The 14697-nt window shown below is 50.7% G+C and carries 16 protein-coding genes; 6 read left to right on the forward strand and 10 right to left on the reverse strand.

All coding sequences use genetic code 11. From position 1 onward, the window contains the following. Positions 1–187: 187 nt before the first annotated feature. Positions 188–1546, reverse strand: coding sequence for a glutathione-disulfide reductase (gene gorA, locus P3339_RS15215; RefSeq protein ID WP_282951058.1), 1359 nt, complete (start codon positions 1544–1546; stop codon positions 188–190). Between the two features lie 229 nt (positions 1547–1775). Between gorA and P3339_RS15220 the strand changes: the two genes are divergently transcribed. After that, a complete protein-coding gene (locus P3339_RS15220) occupies positions 1776–2288 on the forward strand; it encodes a hypothetical protein (RefSeq protein WP_020414810.1) in 513 nt (170 codons plus the stop codon). 100 nt (positions 2289–2388) lie between these two features. Here the strand turns inward: P3339_RS15220 and P3339_RS15225 are convergent, their stop codons facing one another. The 5 genes from P3339_RS15225 to P3339_RS15245 all read right to left on the reverse strand — a co-directional run bounded on the left by P3339_RS15225 (position 2389) and on the right by P3339_RS15245 (position 6468). Beyond that, complete coding sequence (locus P3339_RS15225; RefSeq protein ID WP_282951059.1) at positions 2389–3318, reverse strand: TIGR01620 family protein; 930 nt, start codon at positions 3316–3318, stop codon at positions 2389–2391. Continuing rightward, positions 3315–3533: a hypothetical protein gene (locus tag P3339_RS15230; protein WP_282951060.1), complete on the reverse strand. Its 219-nt coding sequence runs from the start codon at positions 3531–3533 to the stop codon at positions 3315–3317. Before P3339_RS15230 ends, P3339_RS15225 begins: the two co-directional genes overlap by 4 nt. Next, entirely contained in the window at positions 3530–4999 is a 1470-nt protein-coding gene (locus P3339_RS15235) for a YcjX family protein (protein WP_282951061.1), read from the reverse strand. The genes P3339_RS15230 and P3339_RS15235 overlap by 4 nt, the downstream gene beginning before the upstream one ends. Positions 5000–5106: 107 nt before the next feature. After that, positions 5107–5910 carry a GIN domain-containing protein gene (locus P3339_RS15240; RefSeq protein ID WP_282951062.1) on the reverse strand — a complete coding sequence of 268 codons (804 nt, stop codon included), beginning with the start codon at positions 5908–5910 and terminating at the stop codon, positions 5107–5109. A 135-nt stretch (positions 5911–6045) separates the two neighbouring features. Continuing rightward, positions 6046–6468, reverse strand: a complete 423-nt coding sequence (locus tag P3339_RS15245; protein WP_020414806.1) for an HIT family protein — start codon at positions 6466–6468, stop codon at positions 6046–6048. 333 nt (positions 6469–6801) lie between these two features. On the opposite strand from P3339_RS15245, the gene P3339_RS15250 reads away from it, so the two are divergent. The 4 genes from P3339_RS15250 to tcdA all read left to right on the forward strand — a co-directional run bounded on the left by P3339_RS15250 (position 6802) and on the right by tcdA (position 9060). Beyond that, complete coding sequence (locus P3339_RS15250; RefSeq protein ID WP_020414805.1) at positions 6802–7161, forward strand: globin family protein; 360 nt, start codon at positions 6802–6804, stop codon at positions 7159–7161. 134 nt (positions 7162–7295) lie between these two features. Then, positions 7296–7760 (forward strand): FKBP-type peptidyl-prolyl cis-trans isomerase, encoded by a 465-nt coding sequence (locus tag P3339_RS15255; RefSeq protein WP_020414804.1) that lies wholly within the window; start codon positions 7296–7298, stop codon positions 7758–7760. 87 nt (positions 7761–7847) lie between these two features. Then, the gene (locus tag P3339_RS15260) at positions 7848–8273 is read left to right on the forward strand and encodes a thiol-disulfide oxidoreductase DCC family protein (protein WP_282953604.1); all 426 of its coding nucleotides are present in this window, start codon (positions 7848–7850) and stop codon (positions 8271–8273) included. Beyond that, entirely contained in the window at positions 8260–9060 is an 801-nt protein-coding gene (gene tcdA / locus P3339_RS15265; protein WP_020414802.1) for a tRNA cyclic N6-threonylcarbamoyladenosine(37) synthase TcdA, read from the forward strand. The genes P3339_RS15260 and tcdA overlap by 14 nt, the downstream gene beginning before the upstream one ends. Here the strand turns inward: tcdA and P3339_RS15270 are convergent. Beyond that, positions 9057–9914, reverse strand: a complete 858-nt coding sequence (locus tag P3339_RS15270; RefSeq protein ID WP_020414801.1) for a LytR/AlgR family response regulator transcription factor — start codon at positions 9912–9914, stop codon at positions 9057–9059. The two genes, tcdA and P3339_RS15270, sit on opposite strands and share 4 nt — an antisense overlap. A 166-nt stretch (positions 9915–10080) precedes the next feature. On the opposite strand from P3339_RS15270, the gene P3339_RS15275 reads away from it, so the two are divergent. Further along, positions 10081–11277: an acyltransferase family protein gene (locus tag P3339_RS15275; RefSeq protein ID WP_020414800.1), complete on the forward strand. Its 1197-nt coding sequence runs from the start codon at positions 10081–10083 to the stop codon at positions 11275–11277. Between the two features lie 5 nt (positions 11278–11282). Here P3339_RS15275 and P3339_RS15280 read toward each other — a convergent pair whose 3' ends face one another. The 3 genes from P3339_RS15280 to P3339_RS15290 all read right to left on the reverse strand — a co-directional run bounded on the left by P3339_RS15280 (position 11283) and on the right by P3339_RS15290 (position 14547). Continuing rightward, positions 11283–12944, reverse strand: a complete 1662-nt coding sequence (locus P3339_RS15280) for an aminotransferase class V-fold PLP-dependent enzyme (RefSeq protein ID WP_282951063.1) — start codon at positions 12942–12944, stop codon at positions 11283–11285. Further along, complete coding sequence (locus tag P3339_RS15285; protein WP_282951064.1) at positions 12941–13729, reverse strand: TatD family hydrolase; 789 nt, start codon at positions 13727–13729, stop codon at positions 12941–12943. The genes P3339_RS15280 and P3339_RS15285 overlap by 4 nt, the downstream gene beginning before the upstream one ends. 335 nt (positions 13730–14064) lie before the next feature. Next, positions 14065–14547 (reverse strand): hypothetical protein, encoded by a 483-nt coding sequence (locus P3339_RS15290; protein WP_020414797.1) that lies wholly within the window; start codon positions 14545–14547, stop codon positions 14065–14067. Positions 14548–14697 lie beyond the last annotated feature (150 nt).

Here is a 14697-nt window from a genome sequence, read left to right on the forward strand (position 1 = left end):
ACTTTACGAAGAAGCCGAACTAGAAGAGTAAGGAAAGTATTCGAGGAGATAAAAAGACAGGGCGGCGCAATCGCGCCGCCTTTTTGTTGTTGGAACTGATGCAAGCTTCCGGGAAACACTGATAAATCCTGCTGCCCTCCACAAGCTCCCTAGTCACTAATGGAAATCATCATCCAGCAAGTAAACCCTAGCTTCCAACCGGCGCTCTCATTGTGACAAACTCTTCAGCAGCCGTTGGATGGATACCAATAGTTTCATCAAAGGTTTTCTTGGTCGCGCCTGCTTTCAAGGCTATCGCCATACCCTGAATAATTTCCCCGGCATCATCTCCTACCATATGCACACCAATTACCTTGTCGGTACTAGAGTCAACAACTAATTTCATCAATGTACGCTCGGTATTACCACTTACCGTATGGCGCATTGGCCGAAATTCGGATTTGAAAACAGTTACTGAGATGCCTGAATCCCGCGCCTCTTCCTCAGATAAACCTACAGTACCAATATTTGGCTGGCAAAAAACCGCCGTGGGGATATTGTTGTAATCAATTTCTGCCGTGTTTCCTGTACGCCAGTGTTTAACTAGTGCCATAGCCTCCGCCAATGCGACAGGCGTTAGCTGAGGCTCACCGGTAACATCTCCCAGCGCATAAATAGAGTGCACATTTGTGCGGAAATTATCATCCACTGAAATGGTGCCATCCTTATGAAGCACTACTCCTTGCTGCTCCAGGCCAAGCCCTACCGTATTCGCTTTTCGCCCAGTAGCATATAAAACCGTATCTACATTCAGGCTGGAGCCATCTTCATCATGCACAAGCAGGCTGCCATCCTGCAGCTTTTCAATTGCCTTGACCTGATGATTGAATTTCAAATCAATGCCTTTTTTAACTACTTCGTCACGTACAAAATTGCGAATATCCCGATCAAACCCACGAAGAAACAGGTCCCGGCGATAAGAAAGATGGGTATCGGCCCCCAGGCCGGCGAAAATTCCAGCAAACTCTACAGCGATGTAGCCACCGCCAACTACGAGCACGCGTTTCGGAAACGCCTCCATAGAAAACACTTCGTTGGAAGTCAGCACAAATTCCCTACCGGGAATTTCTGGGATAAATGGCCAGCCGCCAGTGGCCACCAAGATACGCTCCGCCGTATAATCACGCCCATCAACGACAACGCGATGCGGGTCGGCGATGCTGGCTCGACCATCAATTACAGTAATACCGGAATTGTTTAGCAGGTTGCGATAGATTCCGTTAAGCCGACTAATTTCTTTTGCGTTATTGTCTCGAAGCGTAGGCCAATCAAAGTTCGCTCCTGAATTTTTCCAGCCATAGGCCCGCGCATCATCAAAGTTTTCACTGTAGCCACTGGCATAGACAAACAACTTTTTGGGAACACACCCTACATTGACACAGGTGCCACCCATGTAGCGGTCTTCAGCCACAGCAACTTTCATGCCCTGACTTGCAGCCATGCGTGCAGCACGCACACCGCCAGAGCCCGCCCCGATAACAAAAAGATCAAACTCATATTCAGCCAAAACAAACCTCTACTTCACTTAATTTTTCAACAAAGAGCCGAAGGAAATTTACCATCTGACAAACCATTTGGAACAAAGCTGTCACTCCTCACTTAATAATCGTTGACACTTTTTGGCGCTTTAGATATTCATGTGAAGACTGTCACAAAAAATACTCCGCCGGACAAAGTCATAAACCAATAATGCGTGTTAGGCGGATAGAATAACCGTCACAAAAAAAGAGCAACGCATGGGCAAGAATATGAACTCTCCTATCTCAGTATTTCTACGGGCCACCGGGCTCCTATGCCTGCTATTTACCAGCACTCAGAGCATCGCAAATACCCATCCATCCTACCTCACCGAAAAGTACTGCAGCAGCTTGGTGGAACAGTTCGTCGATTCAGGCATGCGCAGTCTCGACAAGTATATCAATGAGCACTTCAACCCCGAATACAAAGGGGGCATCCGCAATACCATACGCTTTCTGGAACAGCGCCTCGAGTGGTTGAATGAGTGCAATAATTACCTCAAAGACACTGCACAAACCTATGTTTTTCACAGCGAAGATGACACACAAAGCATCTTTAGCGCGATCACTGAATTAACCCGTGAATTGCAACACGTTCGCTCTGGAGTTGAATATCGGGACGATGCGGGAAATAACAACCCTGCCCCTTATGTTAAGCGTCGTTTTGAAGCCCTGGCCCAACTGGTAGACCGACACCATACCCGCATGCTGATGAAGAAGCAGTTCCAGTAAAAAATCCAAGAAAGCTCTGTCTCTTACAGAGGGGCCTGATTACCCAGCTCAGGCCCTTCCCCATATTTGGGCTGGGCGATTTTTAGAGAAAATGGAGGAGCTAATCACCGCTAGAACGGGAAAACCCTGTATGCTCTTTGCGCGTAGGCCCCGCTTCCTTACGGCCAAATCCTACAGCAGAGAAGAGCTGGGGCATCCTCTCCTTCAGTCCCAGCCCAATGCGTGCCATTACGGAGCCCAGGCGTGGACGACGCTTGTCCGCAAATGGGATAGGCCGACAGCTCTGCATGGTTGCCAGACCAATACGTGCAACAAACAGACTGGCTCCAACCCCCTGTCCCAGGCGCGCCGAAAACGTGCTGAGCACGCTATCCCCAACCAGCTCTGGCCAAATTTCTGTTATGGCATATTCACTGGCACCACTGTAGGCCACAAGGGCGAGTACCTTCTTGAAGAGACGCCAACGCACGACGAGCGATGGACGCACCCCATAAATTTGTGCCACATCATCAATCATACGAAGTGACTGGCGCAGCGCGACCAGGATGTCAATACTAGCAAACGGACTCAACCCCACCAGTGCACCGGTTGTTGTTGAGTGGCGCACTACACGTCGCAACGCTTCCTGGTCAAGGGCGTCTAGAAAGGTCACTTCGAGATGCTGGAGCAGCTCACTGCTATCAAAGTAGTCCGGCGCCTCATCAAGCACACGATTGAGCAGGACCCCTTGGGGCTTGTTGGCAAAGTGCTCCTGCAACTGCTTACGAAATGGCTCCGCCTCTTTGTGACTGCGACAATCACGCATCTCCGCAGCCATCGACTGGGTTTTTTCAAGCTTTCGCAGAGGACGACCAGCGCGAAAGAACTCCCACACAGAGTTGACAATGACGGCTGCAAATATCGCAATAACCACGCCTGCAAGGGCTCCCAGGCTCCAGTGTTTATCCGCCGCCCAGGTATATAATTGCCGCAACTCCCACGCCAGCACCCCCACCGTAAGCGCCAGTGCCGAAAGAAGTGCGGGTTTCAACCACTTGAGCCGGAAAACTGGCAGGCGCAACTCTGAAAATGCAATACGATCCGGTAGAGACTCTCCAGTTGTGATGGATCTGGGAATATCCCCCGCTCCTCTTGTAAGGCTTCAACCCGCGTCGTATCCCTGTGTGGCACCTCTCTTTCAGGTTCCTGTAATGACTCTATACGTGTGGTTCGCCGCTGTGTCTCATTATTGTCACCTTGCATCAAACTTTATCTCCAAGCAGCAAATTCAGTAGCGCATCGACACGGATATGGGGAATAGTACCGGAATCCATTCCCTGGGGAGGGCGCAGCTGTGGAGGTGCTGCACCGGTGTAGTGGCTCCAGCCGTCCTCCTCGCTTGGAAGACGTGAGAAAATCTCTGCATTCTCAAACCCCAAATAACGCCCCTTGAGATCGTGGCCCACGAGCATGCGCCGACCATTGCGCTGATCTTCCCGAGAACAGCGCACCGCTGCAATTGCCTCACTAAAAATGGGAAGACCACGATGTCTAGCACCGGTAAATGTCTGCTGCAATTGCTGCCCGAGTAACTGGCGGAGCGCATCATGATCTGCCGCCAGAACCTGGTCCACTTTGGTCGCAGCAAATAGAAGCCGGTTAACTTTTGGGCGCCAAAGTTTACTCAGTAAGCCGGACTCACCGTAGCGGAAAGTATCTGCGATATGAGTGAAAGCCAGGCGCATATCATCGAGGGCCTGCTCTCCGGCAAACAATGTGCCAATCATATCCACTAACACCAACTGCCTATCCAGATGGCGAAAATGGCTCTCAACGAAGGGGGTTACCTGTCCCTGAACATAGGCCTCATAGCGGCGTCGCAATACCTGGTAGTTACTGTCATCCGGCATCGCCGCCAACTCATCGGCACTTAACTCACGTAAATCGAGTAACGGCAGTACCCCATAATCCTCATTATCGAGAAGGGCTCGCCCAGGTTGCAGGTAACTGAGCTTCCGTTCTTTCCTACAATCCTGAAGGAATCGCCTGTAATCCTCCCAGAGTGACGCAAGCTCACTTTCTTTGGCCTGAGATCGAGGTGACAGAGCAGCTAAGCGTGTTACGAGTTCGGGAGCCAGACCAGCCCTGGTGTCAGAGCCGATGATATGCGCCTGATGACGACACCATTCACGATAATCCATCCGCAGCAGGGGCAGGTCCATTAACCACTCCCCCGGGTAGTCGCGCAATTCCAGAACCAGGGTTTTATAACCCCTGCCCCGAAAGCGCCGGTGGCTACGCAAGTGAATATGGAGCTCCATAGCCGAAACATCGTGCGTGCTCTGCGGCCAGCGAGGTGGCTCTGACATCAGTGCATCGAGGCAACTTTGATAGTCAAATACCGGAAGGCCCGAATCGAGGGCTGGCTTCAATTCGGCACCGAGCAGATCACCATTTAACGCCGGGGCAAATCCGGGTAACTGGGCTTTTTGCGGATGACTCAGTTGATAGATCAAACTGGTAAGGAGTGTCGACTTACCCGCGCCGCTGAGCCCTGTCACCCCAATACATACACGGCGATCCAACAGCCGCTCTGCTGCCCAGTGGGACTTCTCCTGGGCTCCTCGCCCCCAGTTGCGCAACTTTTCCTTAAAGCGTTTAGCACGACTGCTGTTTTGATCTATGTCGCTGTCCGGGCCTTGCTGCCGAGGCTCTACTACCTGGGGTTCCATATGGGAAGTGACTTCCTAAATAACGAGCGAAACCGGCACAAAGCCGGTCTCGTATGGGAGGCGCAATGCTGAATAGGCAATACGCATATGGCTATAAGCAACCGGGATCAGTCGACCAGGGCGACATCTCCAGAGCCCATCACCGAGAAAGAATCCCGTTGTGGACGTTTTAAGACAATGTCTCCGGACCCCATCACCGAACCAGAGGCACTATCAGCGCGCAGACCGCGTCCAGCAAAGTCCCCAGAACCCATAATATTGATATTGACGCTGGCGACTCGACCACCAACCTTCATGTCCCCAGAGCCCTTGATAGCCGCGGAGAGGCTTTCCCCGGTAATACTGCGAAAATGTAGGTCACCGGAACCGGTGATAGCCACCTCTCCATTCACTGCCAGCGCCTTGTCTACCAGCAGATCACCAGAACCCGTTACGTATGCATTTAGGGTCTCTGCGGCAGCCTTTTTAACATAAATCGCACCAGATCCACTGACTCCGAGATCCAGGTTTTCACTTTCAATGCTGTCGGCATTAGCATCTCCAGACCCTGTGACCAAAAGTCCCTCGATCTTCGGCATCTTCACAGTAAAGTGCACTTCCTGATCGCGAGTGATAGTAACCACACCAAACCAACGCTGGGTGTTGTCTTCCACCGACAGCTCAAGCGTATCGCCTTTTACCACCACCTTGGTGTAGGGCATCGCTTCAGCCGGCCCCGTTGCACTCACTGCAAATTGGTCTGCCTGAATCACCTCAACATGGGAGCTCCCCTTTAGGGACACCCGGGTAAAGTCACTGACGTCGAAGGTCTTGCTTTCCATTTTCTCAGCCTGAACGGAGGTGCTGTAGACAGAGCACACAGCCAGCAGAGCGAGTATTGGGGCCAAAAAAGCTTTTTTCAAAGTTGCCATTGCAGGTTTCTCGTAATTATCACCGTTACGTTCTACTAGACTACCTGAGAAGCTGGTTTGGATGCACCGCCTTCAAATAACTTTCACCAGGAAGAAAGCAGACCATTCAGTCAGTAGTTGTTTATCAACTTCCCATCAAGCGCAATCAGCCTCATTGCAACCCATTTCTTTCAGAGCCGTACGGATTTTTTCAGCTTCAATTGCCAACTGTTCAGGCGTAGCAGATTTTTGCAAGGAAAAATCAAAGTCCGTTAATTCATTCACAGGAATTAAATGTAAATGGGTGTGGGGAACTTCCAGCCCAGCAATCATCACACCTACACGCTTTGGTGAATAAGTCGCCTTTAGGCCTTTGGCGACTTTTTGTGCAACAAGCATTAAATGCGCCGCAAGATCAGCAGGAATATCATCCCAGTGATTAATTTCCTCTACCGGAATTACCAAACAGTGTCCCGGGTTAATTGGGGCAATTGTCATAATCGCAATCGCTTTATCATCGCGCCAGATAAAATGCCCAGGTAAATCCCCATTTATAATTTGAGTAAAAATACTTGCCATAAATCATCCTTTTCAGTTGCTTTTTTTGTACTTGGGTCAATCGTGCAGTCTAACACCGAGAGATAAAAACACAGCGTCGCGCGTAAAAAAACACTAACACAAATCGCGATTTTTTATTTGGCGTTCATAAAAGCAAGCGTACAACAACCTGTCGAACAGAATGACAATTTTCTTAAAGCAAGTTGGCAGTACAGGCGGATATGTCTTAGGCTGCTCACCAATTAATGTTGTACCGTCATTGAGCCAACGCACTTTGTGCACTATCGCCATCACAATATTTTCGGCTCTGCGGAATTTTTTATTTAAATACCTACTGCTCACCGGGGGAGAGATATGGACAGCCTGTTAGATCAGGTCGGTGGTGCTAAATTTGTAAATCGCACAGTCAGTGAATTCTACGAGGCCATAGGCCGCCACCTATCAAATTACGAAACCTGCGATCACCGTAAGCAACAGAGCCGCCAGGCTCAATTCCTCAACCACGCACTTTCAGAGCAGCCCGAACCGGACCGCAGTAGTCGGGCCAGCTTCCTTGCTCGGGGCCTGAATCCAGCTTTGTTCGATGCTCTACTTGAGTACCTTGCGGAACGCCTGGTTGAACTGGGGTTCCCTTGGCAATTAAGTGAAAATCTCGTTCGGACCGCGAGCAGCCTCTACGGTGGCTGCGAACAAGACCTTTCCATCGCCTGTTGATTTTTTGAGCGCTCCGCGTATGTTGCGGCGCGCCCAACCTCTCAATACAATTGATGCCTCACAGCCTTTACCTTCCGTTTTCCAGCGCAGCGGTAAGCGCTACTTCACTTACGCTTCTAAATCAGAGATTATCCATGAAGATTGCCAACCACACAGTTGTGGAAATTCACTACACCCTGAAAGATGCAGACGGTACAGTCATCGACTCTTCTGCCAATGGCGAGCCGCTAAAGTACCTGCAGGGAGTCGGCAATATTATTCCAGGTCTCGAGCGGGAAATGCTGGAAAAAGCACCTGGAGACAAGTTCACAGCCGTTATTGCCCCTGAGGATGGATACGGCCAGCAAAACCCTGAACTGATCCAAACAATGCCACGCAGTGCATTCGGTGGAGTTGAAGACCTGGAAGTGGGTATGGCATTCCGCGCTGAGAGCACTGACGGCCACCCCATCGAAGTGGAAATCATTGATATCGACGGAGACGAGGTGACAATTAACGGCAACCACCCACTGGCTGGCGTTGAACTGCACTTCGACATCGAAGTGGTTTCCGTGCGCGAAGCCTCTGCAGAAGAAATTGACCACGGCCACGTGCATTAATCTATCTGCCGGGCGGTACTGGAGCCAGCTTTATCCTTTGGGCCGCCCTTCCTTAGTTATGCTCCCCCCACTCCCAAAAAGATCGTTATCTTCGACAGCATCTGCAACCTCTGTAACGGCTGGAGCCGCCTGCTGCTGAAGTATGACAAGGAACACTATTTCACCCTCTGTCGAGCGCAGTCAGCCGCAGGACAGTATCTTCTCCAGAAACTGGGAATGCCTCTGCAGGACTTTGAAACAATGGTTTTGCTGGAGCGCGAAAATGGCTCATTCCGCCAATATCATAAGAGTGATGCTGCCCTGCGTATCGCAGCCTCCCTTACCGGCTACTGGCGTTTAATTGCCCTTTTGCGATACATTCCACGTCCCGCACGCGATCTCCTGTATGACCTGATCGCCCGTAACCGGTATCGCTGGTTTGGCCGACGTAACAGTTGCCTGCTGCCAAGAGCTGCAGACGAGCATCGCTTTCTGGAAGAAGTATCGGAAGAGAACCCCAATGAGCCAGTCTGAACAATACCTTCAACGCTTTGGCGGTATCGGCCGCTTATACGGCAATCGCGCTTTGGAAGCATTGAGCAGCGCTCATATGTTGGTCATCGGCATTGGCGGCGTAGGCAGTTGGACTGCAGAAGCTCTGGCCCGCAGTGGAGTCGGATCCCTAACCCTTATCGACCTGGACGATATCTGTATTACTAACACTAACCGCCAAAGCCACGCGCTGGCTACCACCATTGGCAACATGAAAATTGAAGTAATGGCGGAACGCCTGCGGCAGATCAACCCCGAAATTCAGGTCAATTCCATTGAGGACTTTATCGCCACAGATAACCTGGCCGAGTTAATCGATCCAGGTAAAATGCCCATCGACATTGTTGTCGATGCTATCGATAACGCCCGGGTAAAAGCCGCTCTGATAGCTTACTGCAAAGCGCGAAAACTGCGCCTGATCACCGTAGGCTCCGCCGGAGGCAAATGCTCACCCCAGGCTATTGAATGCACTGATCTCGGGCGAACTATCAATGACCCTATGTTGGCCAAGGTACGCCAGCACCTGTATCGATTCCATAACTTCCAGAAAAGCCGCAAGCGCCTGTTTGGCATTGATGCTATCTATTCAAGTGAAGCAATGGTCTACCCAAAGCCTGATGGCCAGGTTTGCCAGCAGAAGAGCGCTATGCAGGATGGGGTTAAGCTGGATTGCAGTGGCGGCTTTGGCGCCGCCACTATGGTCACGGGTACCTTTGGTTTTATCGCTGCCAGTAAAGCGATTGAGCGACTCCTTCAATCGAAAAGTTAAGCCGTCACCAATTGGGCTCTAAGGCGATCGCGATAACGTCGACTCACAGGCACCTGTTGTCCATTTGACAATCGAATGCGCGCATCGCCACTGTCCAGGGTCTCAATTTCAGCGATAGAGTCCAGACGCACAATATAAGAGCGATGTACGCGCACAAATGAATCTGGATCCAGGCGCTCTTGCAACTTTGCCATGGTGCCCCGTAAAGGGTAAATCCTGTTTTCCAGATGCAGATTAACGTAGTTTCCAGCGGCTTCTACCCACTCGATATCCCGCACATTGACTAAAAATTCCTTGCCCAACTTTTTCACAAGAAGCCGCTCGGGGCGCTCAATCAGATCTACTGACTCCCCATCATCCGGCTGCTCTAACATGCATACCTCTCCCTGCAAACGAAGTAGCAGGAAGCGATACAAATAAACTGAACCTAGTAGAAAACCATATGTACGGAAATCTTTGAGGTATTCATAGAAAAACTCTACAGGCCAATTGCCAAAGTCATAAGAGCCACCCTCCAGGCGATAGATCCCGGTGCGCAATACCACCATACCGACAACATGTAGCAATGACCACGGCAGGGTAAACAGCAAATGGATCAACAGGTTGCGCCGGATCTTTCCCTTCTGCAGGGGGAATCGGCGATCCCATGCCAATAACAAGGGAAGCAACATGGCTATCACCAGGATACTGGTGCCCTCCCAAACCAGGAACTCCCAGGGCTCGAAGCCTGACTCTCCACCATGATGTTCGAGATATTCCACCGCAAACTGCACCAGCCACAGCACGAGAAAAAACAGTGCCCAGAATCCCACTTCATGTAACCGTCTGCGCGCCAGGTACCTCTGCACCGTCATTTAATTCAGCCCTGTATGAATTTTCAGCGGCAGTCTATCCGCTATTTATCCCTAAAAGCCACCACTGGTACCCAAACAGGGACCAATCGACCCTTTGTAGTGGCGTGCGACGTGTTGAAGAGGGAAGCATAGTGACTACTCGAACCATGCCCATAAGAAGGAAAAAATGGAAAACAATTCTCGTCGTCGCTACGATATCGATGCCCTACGCGTAATAGCATTTGGCCTGCTGATCTTATATCACCTGGGAATGGCTTATGTCGCCGAGTGGAGCTGGCATGTAAAAAGTGCCAATCAAAGTGAGACTCTACAGCTCATCATGCTGGCGGTGAATCAGTGGCGCATGCCGCTACTATTCCTGATCTCCGGTGCGGCGACTCACTTTCTGTTTAACAAGTTGGGGAGTACCGGCTTCCTGCTGCGCAGATTGAAGCAGCTATTGATTCCCCTACTGTTTGGCATTCTCGTTATAGTGCCACCACAAGCCTATTATGAAGCGCTCAGCAATGGCGTGATAGAGCCCGGCTACCTGAGTTTCCTTTGGCGCTACTTCTCCTTTCAACCTTGGCCTGCCGATAGCTTTGCTGGCAGCCATGTTGGTTTCACCTGGAATCACCTTTGGTACCTGCCCTACCTGCTCTGCTACACCTTAGTCATTATCCCTGTTGCCCATTACCTGCGAAACAAGCAGTCACTGTTGAAACATTGGATATCTGGTATCAAATCCTGGCACCTAGTATTGTTGCCGCTCCTTCCACTGACCCTGTATGGCCTCTTTCTCTTCCCACACTTCGGCGGTATTAACTACGCAGTAGTAGGCGACTGGTACACCCATGCCCAGTTCTTTACATTCTTCTTTATTGGCTACCTGCTTGTGAGTAGCCAGGCACCCTGGCAACTGTTGACACGTCTGCGTATTTTCCTTCTGTTTGCTGCGCCGGCTTGCTTCGGCCTGTTCCTGCTTTTTACTCGGACAATAGAGGAAAATTCATTTCCAGGTCAGTCACTTATCAACCTGATAATTATCTATACCAACCGCTGGCTTTGGCTGCTGCTAGTACTGGCTTGGGGGAATCACTACCTCAATCGACCTTTCTCCTGGTTACCCTATGCAACAGAAGCAGTCTACCCCTGGTACATATTGCACCAGACAATAACCGTAACGGCGATCTTTAAATTGAGGAGTTTGTCTTTAGGGCCAATAGTTGAGCCCCTACTTGTATTGGCAATCACAATTGTCGGATGCCTGGCTATCCACGAGTTGCTCATTAGGCGGATACCTCTGCTGCGCTTATTGTTTGGCCTTAAGCCCCTGGTATCGAAAGGGGCAGCGGGCAAAAATCCTGTTCCTCAGGGTAGCTAAACCCATTAAACCTCAGCAGTACCGTCTTCTATCTGGTGCAAAGCACGGCGCAACAAGGCGTAGAAGCCATTAGTGCGCGATTGACTGAGGTGTTTACTAAGCCCCAACTCCTTAAAGAGCTGGGGCAGATCAAGCGCCCTAATTTCCTCCAGGGTACGACCATCAATTTGGGAAAGAAGTAGGGCCCCAAGTCCTTTCACCACACGGCTATCACTATCAAGACCAAAATAATGGCGCCCCTCCCTCTCCTTGTGTACCAGCCAAGCCTCTGACTCACAGCCGCGTACCAGATTTTCCGGGTTGCGGATCTCAGGTTTCGCACTCACGACTTTGCTCCATAGTAAAAGTTCGCGGTAGCGCCCCTGCCAATTACGCTGGGATGTCAAGCGCTCCAACAATAACGTGGAAAAGTCATCCAGGTCCCAACTGTTACTCTCATCTTCCAGCCCCGAGGCGGACACTTGCTGCACTTCACAGTAATCCTCAAGTGCTTGTAAAAAATCCCTAATATCACTATCTGTGTTATACGCCGCAACGGAAGCACGCACTGTCACCAGGTTACCACTAGCTCGCCCGAGTAATTGCGCACAATGATGCCCCACACGCACGGCAATATCCCGCTCATCCAGCCAATGCATTAAATCAGCTGCACTGCCATACACTGGCACAAAAGCAACAATTCCCAGGTTGTGGTGCACCTGGCTAATCAGACGGAAGTTTGGCGAAGCCCTCAACTCGCGATGAAGCCAGCGTACAAGCTTCTGCTCATGCTCCTCCATCGCCCGGCGATCCTGTTGGGCGAGAAAGTCGATCGCAGCACCAAGACCGGCAAGCGCAGCCAGTGGCGATGTCCCCGCTTCAAACTTATGCGGCAAGCCAGCATAGCGACTGGTATGCAGTTCCACTTCTGAGATCATTTCACCCCCCAGCCATGGGGGCATAGACTCCAAGACAGCCTCCCTTCCATAAAGGAAACCTACTCCGCTCGGCCCATAAAATTTATGGGCTGAACAAACAAAAAAATCACAGCCAATTTTCTGCACATCTATTTGTTCGTGGGCCGCCAACTGTGCACCGTCAACGATCCACATAATGTGTCTACGCCGCAACAATTGGCGGATCACTTCCAAGTCGGGTCGCAGGCCAATAGAGTTCGAGCCACCGGTCAGGGAAACCACCCGGGTGCGTTCGCTCAGCACTTCACCCAAACGGTCAAATTGTGGGATACCAGCAGTATGGGGGACAAAGCGCAAAGTCAGATGATACCGTTCCGCTGCCATTTGCCAGGGAACAATGTTGGCATGGTGCTCAGCAGTGGAAATAACAATTTCATCTCCAGGCTCCATGTCACTACAAAGACAGTGGGCAAGAAGGTTCAAGGCTTCAGTGGCGCCGCGACAAAATACAATTTCTCTCTCGCTGGCGGCATTCACAAACTGCGCAGCCTTCTTACGAACCTGCTCCACCATTTCAGTGGACTTCCGAGCTAGACGGTGGCTAGACCTATGAGTATTAGCACTGCTATGGATATAGTAATCACGCACGGCATTAATTACGGGCATCGGCTTTTGGGTTGTGGCCGCATTATCCAGATAAACCAGCCCAGCATTTTCTTCCTGGGCAAAAAGCGGGAACTGCTGCTTAAAGTGTTCTGCAGAAAAACTCATAAGGAAAATAAAATCTCAGTATTGTTTTGTGTCTTATCCGCAATGTCCTGCAGGGAGACACCGCGTAACTTAGCCAGCTCTGCGGCTATTAACGGCAGGTTTTCCGGACTGTTGCGCAACCCCTGCCTGCCCGAAATAGGCATGTCTGGCGCATCGGATTCAAGTACCAGGCTCTCAATGGGCAGCTGCGACACAGTTCGGCGGGTTTTCGCCGCGCGCGCATAAGTAATAGTGCCACCGATGCCCAAATAAAAACCCATTTTCCAGTAATCCATAGCCATCTGCTCACTGCCACTAAATGCATGGATCACACCTCCTCGGGGCAGGCGGAACTGTTTCAAGAGCTTCAGCACCTCATTGTGTGTCCGATGCACGTGCAATATCAGCGGTAATTCGAATTCACTGGCGACTTCCAGCTGTACTCTAAATACTGCTTCCTGAATTTCAATAGGCGTCTCAATAGCTGCATCAAGGCCACACTCTCCAACGGCAACACAATGATTCGAATTAAGGTAATCAGAAAGTGCCCAACCAAGCGCTTCAGGTTGAATCAGGCTCCCATCGGGGTTTGATTCTTTTGCTACCCACCATGGATGAATACCCGCAGCCCCGTACCATCCCGACTGGCTACCGGTCAAAGCTGTAAGTGGATGCCACTGTGCTCTGCAAACTCCCGGAATAATCAGGCGAGTTACTCCTGAATTAATACATCGCTGCCAGATTTGAGCGCGATCTGGTTGAAAGGCATCAAAATCAAAGTGGCAGTGGCTATCGATAAATTTCACGAGTGTATTCCCGGCTTTGTCTGCATCTTAGCATGGAGCCCTCCACTCGCCTCGAATGCCCTTTCCAGAGGAAAGCCTTCGATAACTGCGAGTTAGGAAAGAGAAAAAACCGGAAAAAGCCCTGTGAATGCCACCCTGGCATCTAGCATGAACCAAATACTGTTTATTAAAGTTTGGTTGCTTGGGGACTGTCGTCTGCGGCTTGCTGGAACCCCTTTACTCTCAGTCCGGGCTCGGCTAAGTATCTGGAGAAAGAGCAGAGGCGACATTGAGAGCTACCATTACACAGCTGGCAGCTCATCAATATCAAAAATATGATATGACAGCAGTGGGAGTTAGCGTGACGCAGTCTGGGTTGACGTCGCTGCCCGTAAGGCTGCCGAATCCTCCAGCCAGAGAATTTCACCACTATCAACTTGGCTTCCAGTGACATCCGACAAGGTTTCACTCAATCGCTGCAGGTTCTCATGCTCTAAAGCGGAGGTTTCAACCGGTACCTCCAGCCAAGCCTGTCCCTTTTCATCGACAACCTGACGCACCTCACCTTGCTCAACACTACTGACGTGCCGATCAACGACTGAACTCCTACCTGGCGGCAGGTAAATGGTACCGTTGGTAAAATCCACTGCAAAGGCCACAACCCCTGGAATAATACCAAAAAGCAGCGCTGCACCATCCAGTATTACTACAGCCGGATCAACACGCCCACCGGCCTGCCCCTTGCGCTCCGGATACAGAAAGTAACCACATGCGCTGAGGTTCATTAACATTGTCAACAAGCCGCTGAACACAATGCCACGTTTGATATTTCTATTCATGGCTTACCTCATTTATCTAATTGAATAATATTTCTGTAAGGTCATGGGCCCTCAAATTGAAGTTTGCCAACCCAACATGCTTTTATCGGGGCTATCGCCCCATTCAGCATGGACAGAAGATAACCAAATTTACGCCGATCTGCACCAAGG

Origin of the sequence: Microbulbifer sp. MLAF003 (genome assembly GCF_030012965.1) — a bacterium.
GTDB lineage: Bacteria > Pseudomonadota > Gammaproteobacteria > Pseudomonadales > Cellvibrionaceae > Microbulbifer > Microbulbifer variabilis.

What these genes read in the sequence shown, in the direction of transcription:
- P3339_RS15255 (WP_020414804.1), top strand. Translation starts at nt 7,296, where the DNA reads ATGAAGATTGCCAACCACACAGTTGTGGAAATTCACTACACCCTGAAA.
- P3339_RS15290 (WP_020414797.1), bottom strand. Translation starts at nt 14,547, where the DNA reads ATGAATAGAAATATCAAACGTGGCATTGTGTTCAGCGGCTTGTTGACA.
- P3339_RS15270 (WP_020414801.1), bottom strand. Translation starts at nt 9,914, where the DNA reads ATGACGGTGCAGAGGTACCTGGCGCGCAGACGGTTACATGAAGTGGGA.
- P3339_RS15250 (WP_020414805.1), top strand. Translation starts at nt 6,802, where the DNA reads ATGGACAGCCTGTTAGATCAGGTCGGTGGTGCTAAATTTGTAAATCGC.
- P3339_RS15235 (WP_282951061.1), bottom strand. Translation starts at nt 4,999, where the DNA reads ATGGAACCCCAGGTAGTAGAGCCTCGGCAGCAAGGCCCGGACAGCGAC.
- P3339_RS15275 (WP_020414800.1), top strand. Translation starts at nt 10,081, where the DNA reads ATGGAAAACAATTCTCGTCGTCGCTACGATATCGATGCCCTACGCGTA.
- P3339_RS15280 (WP_282951063.1), bottom strand. Translation starts at nt 12,944, where the DNA reads ATGAGTTTTTCTGCAGAACACTTTAAGCAGCAGTTCCCGCTTTTTGCC.
- P3339_RS15240 (WP_282951062.1), bottom strand. Translation starts at nt 5,910, where the DNA reads ATGGCAACTTTGAAAAAAGCTTTTTTGGCCCCAATACTCGCTCTGCTG.
- tcdA (WP_020414802.1), top strand. Translation starts at nt 8,260, where the DNA reads ATGAGCCAGTCTGAACAATACCTTCAACGCTTTGGCGGTATCGGCCGC.
- P3339_RS15220 (WP_020414810.1), top strand. Translation starts at nt 1,776, where the DNA reads ATGGGCAAGAATATGAACTCTCCTATCTCAGTATTTCTACGGGCCACC.
- P3339_RS15245 (WP_020414806.1), bottom strand. Translation starts at nt 6,468, where the DNA reads ATGGCAAGTATTTTTACTCAAATTATAAATGGGGATTTACCTGGGCAT.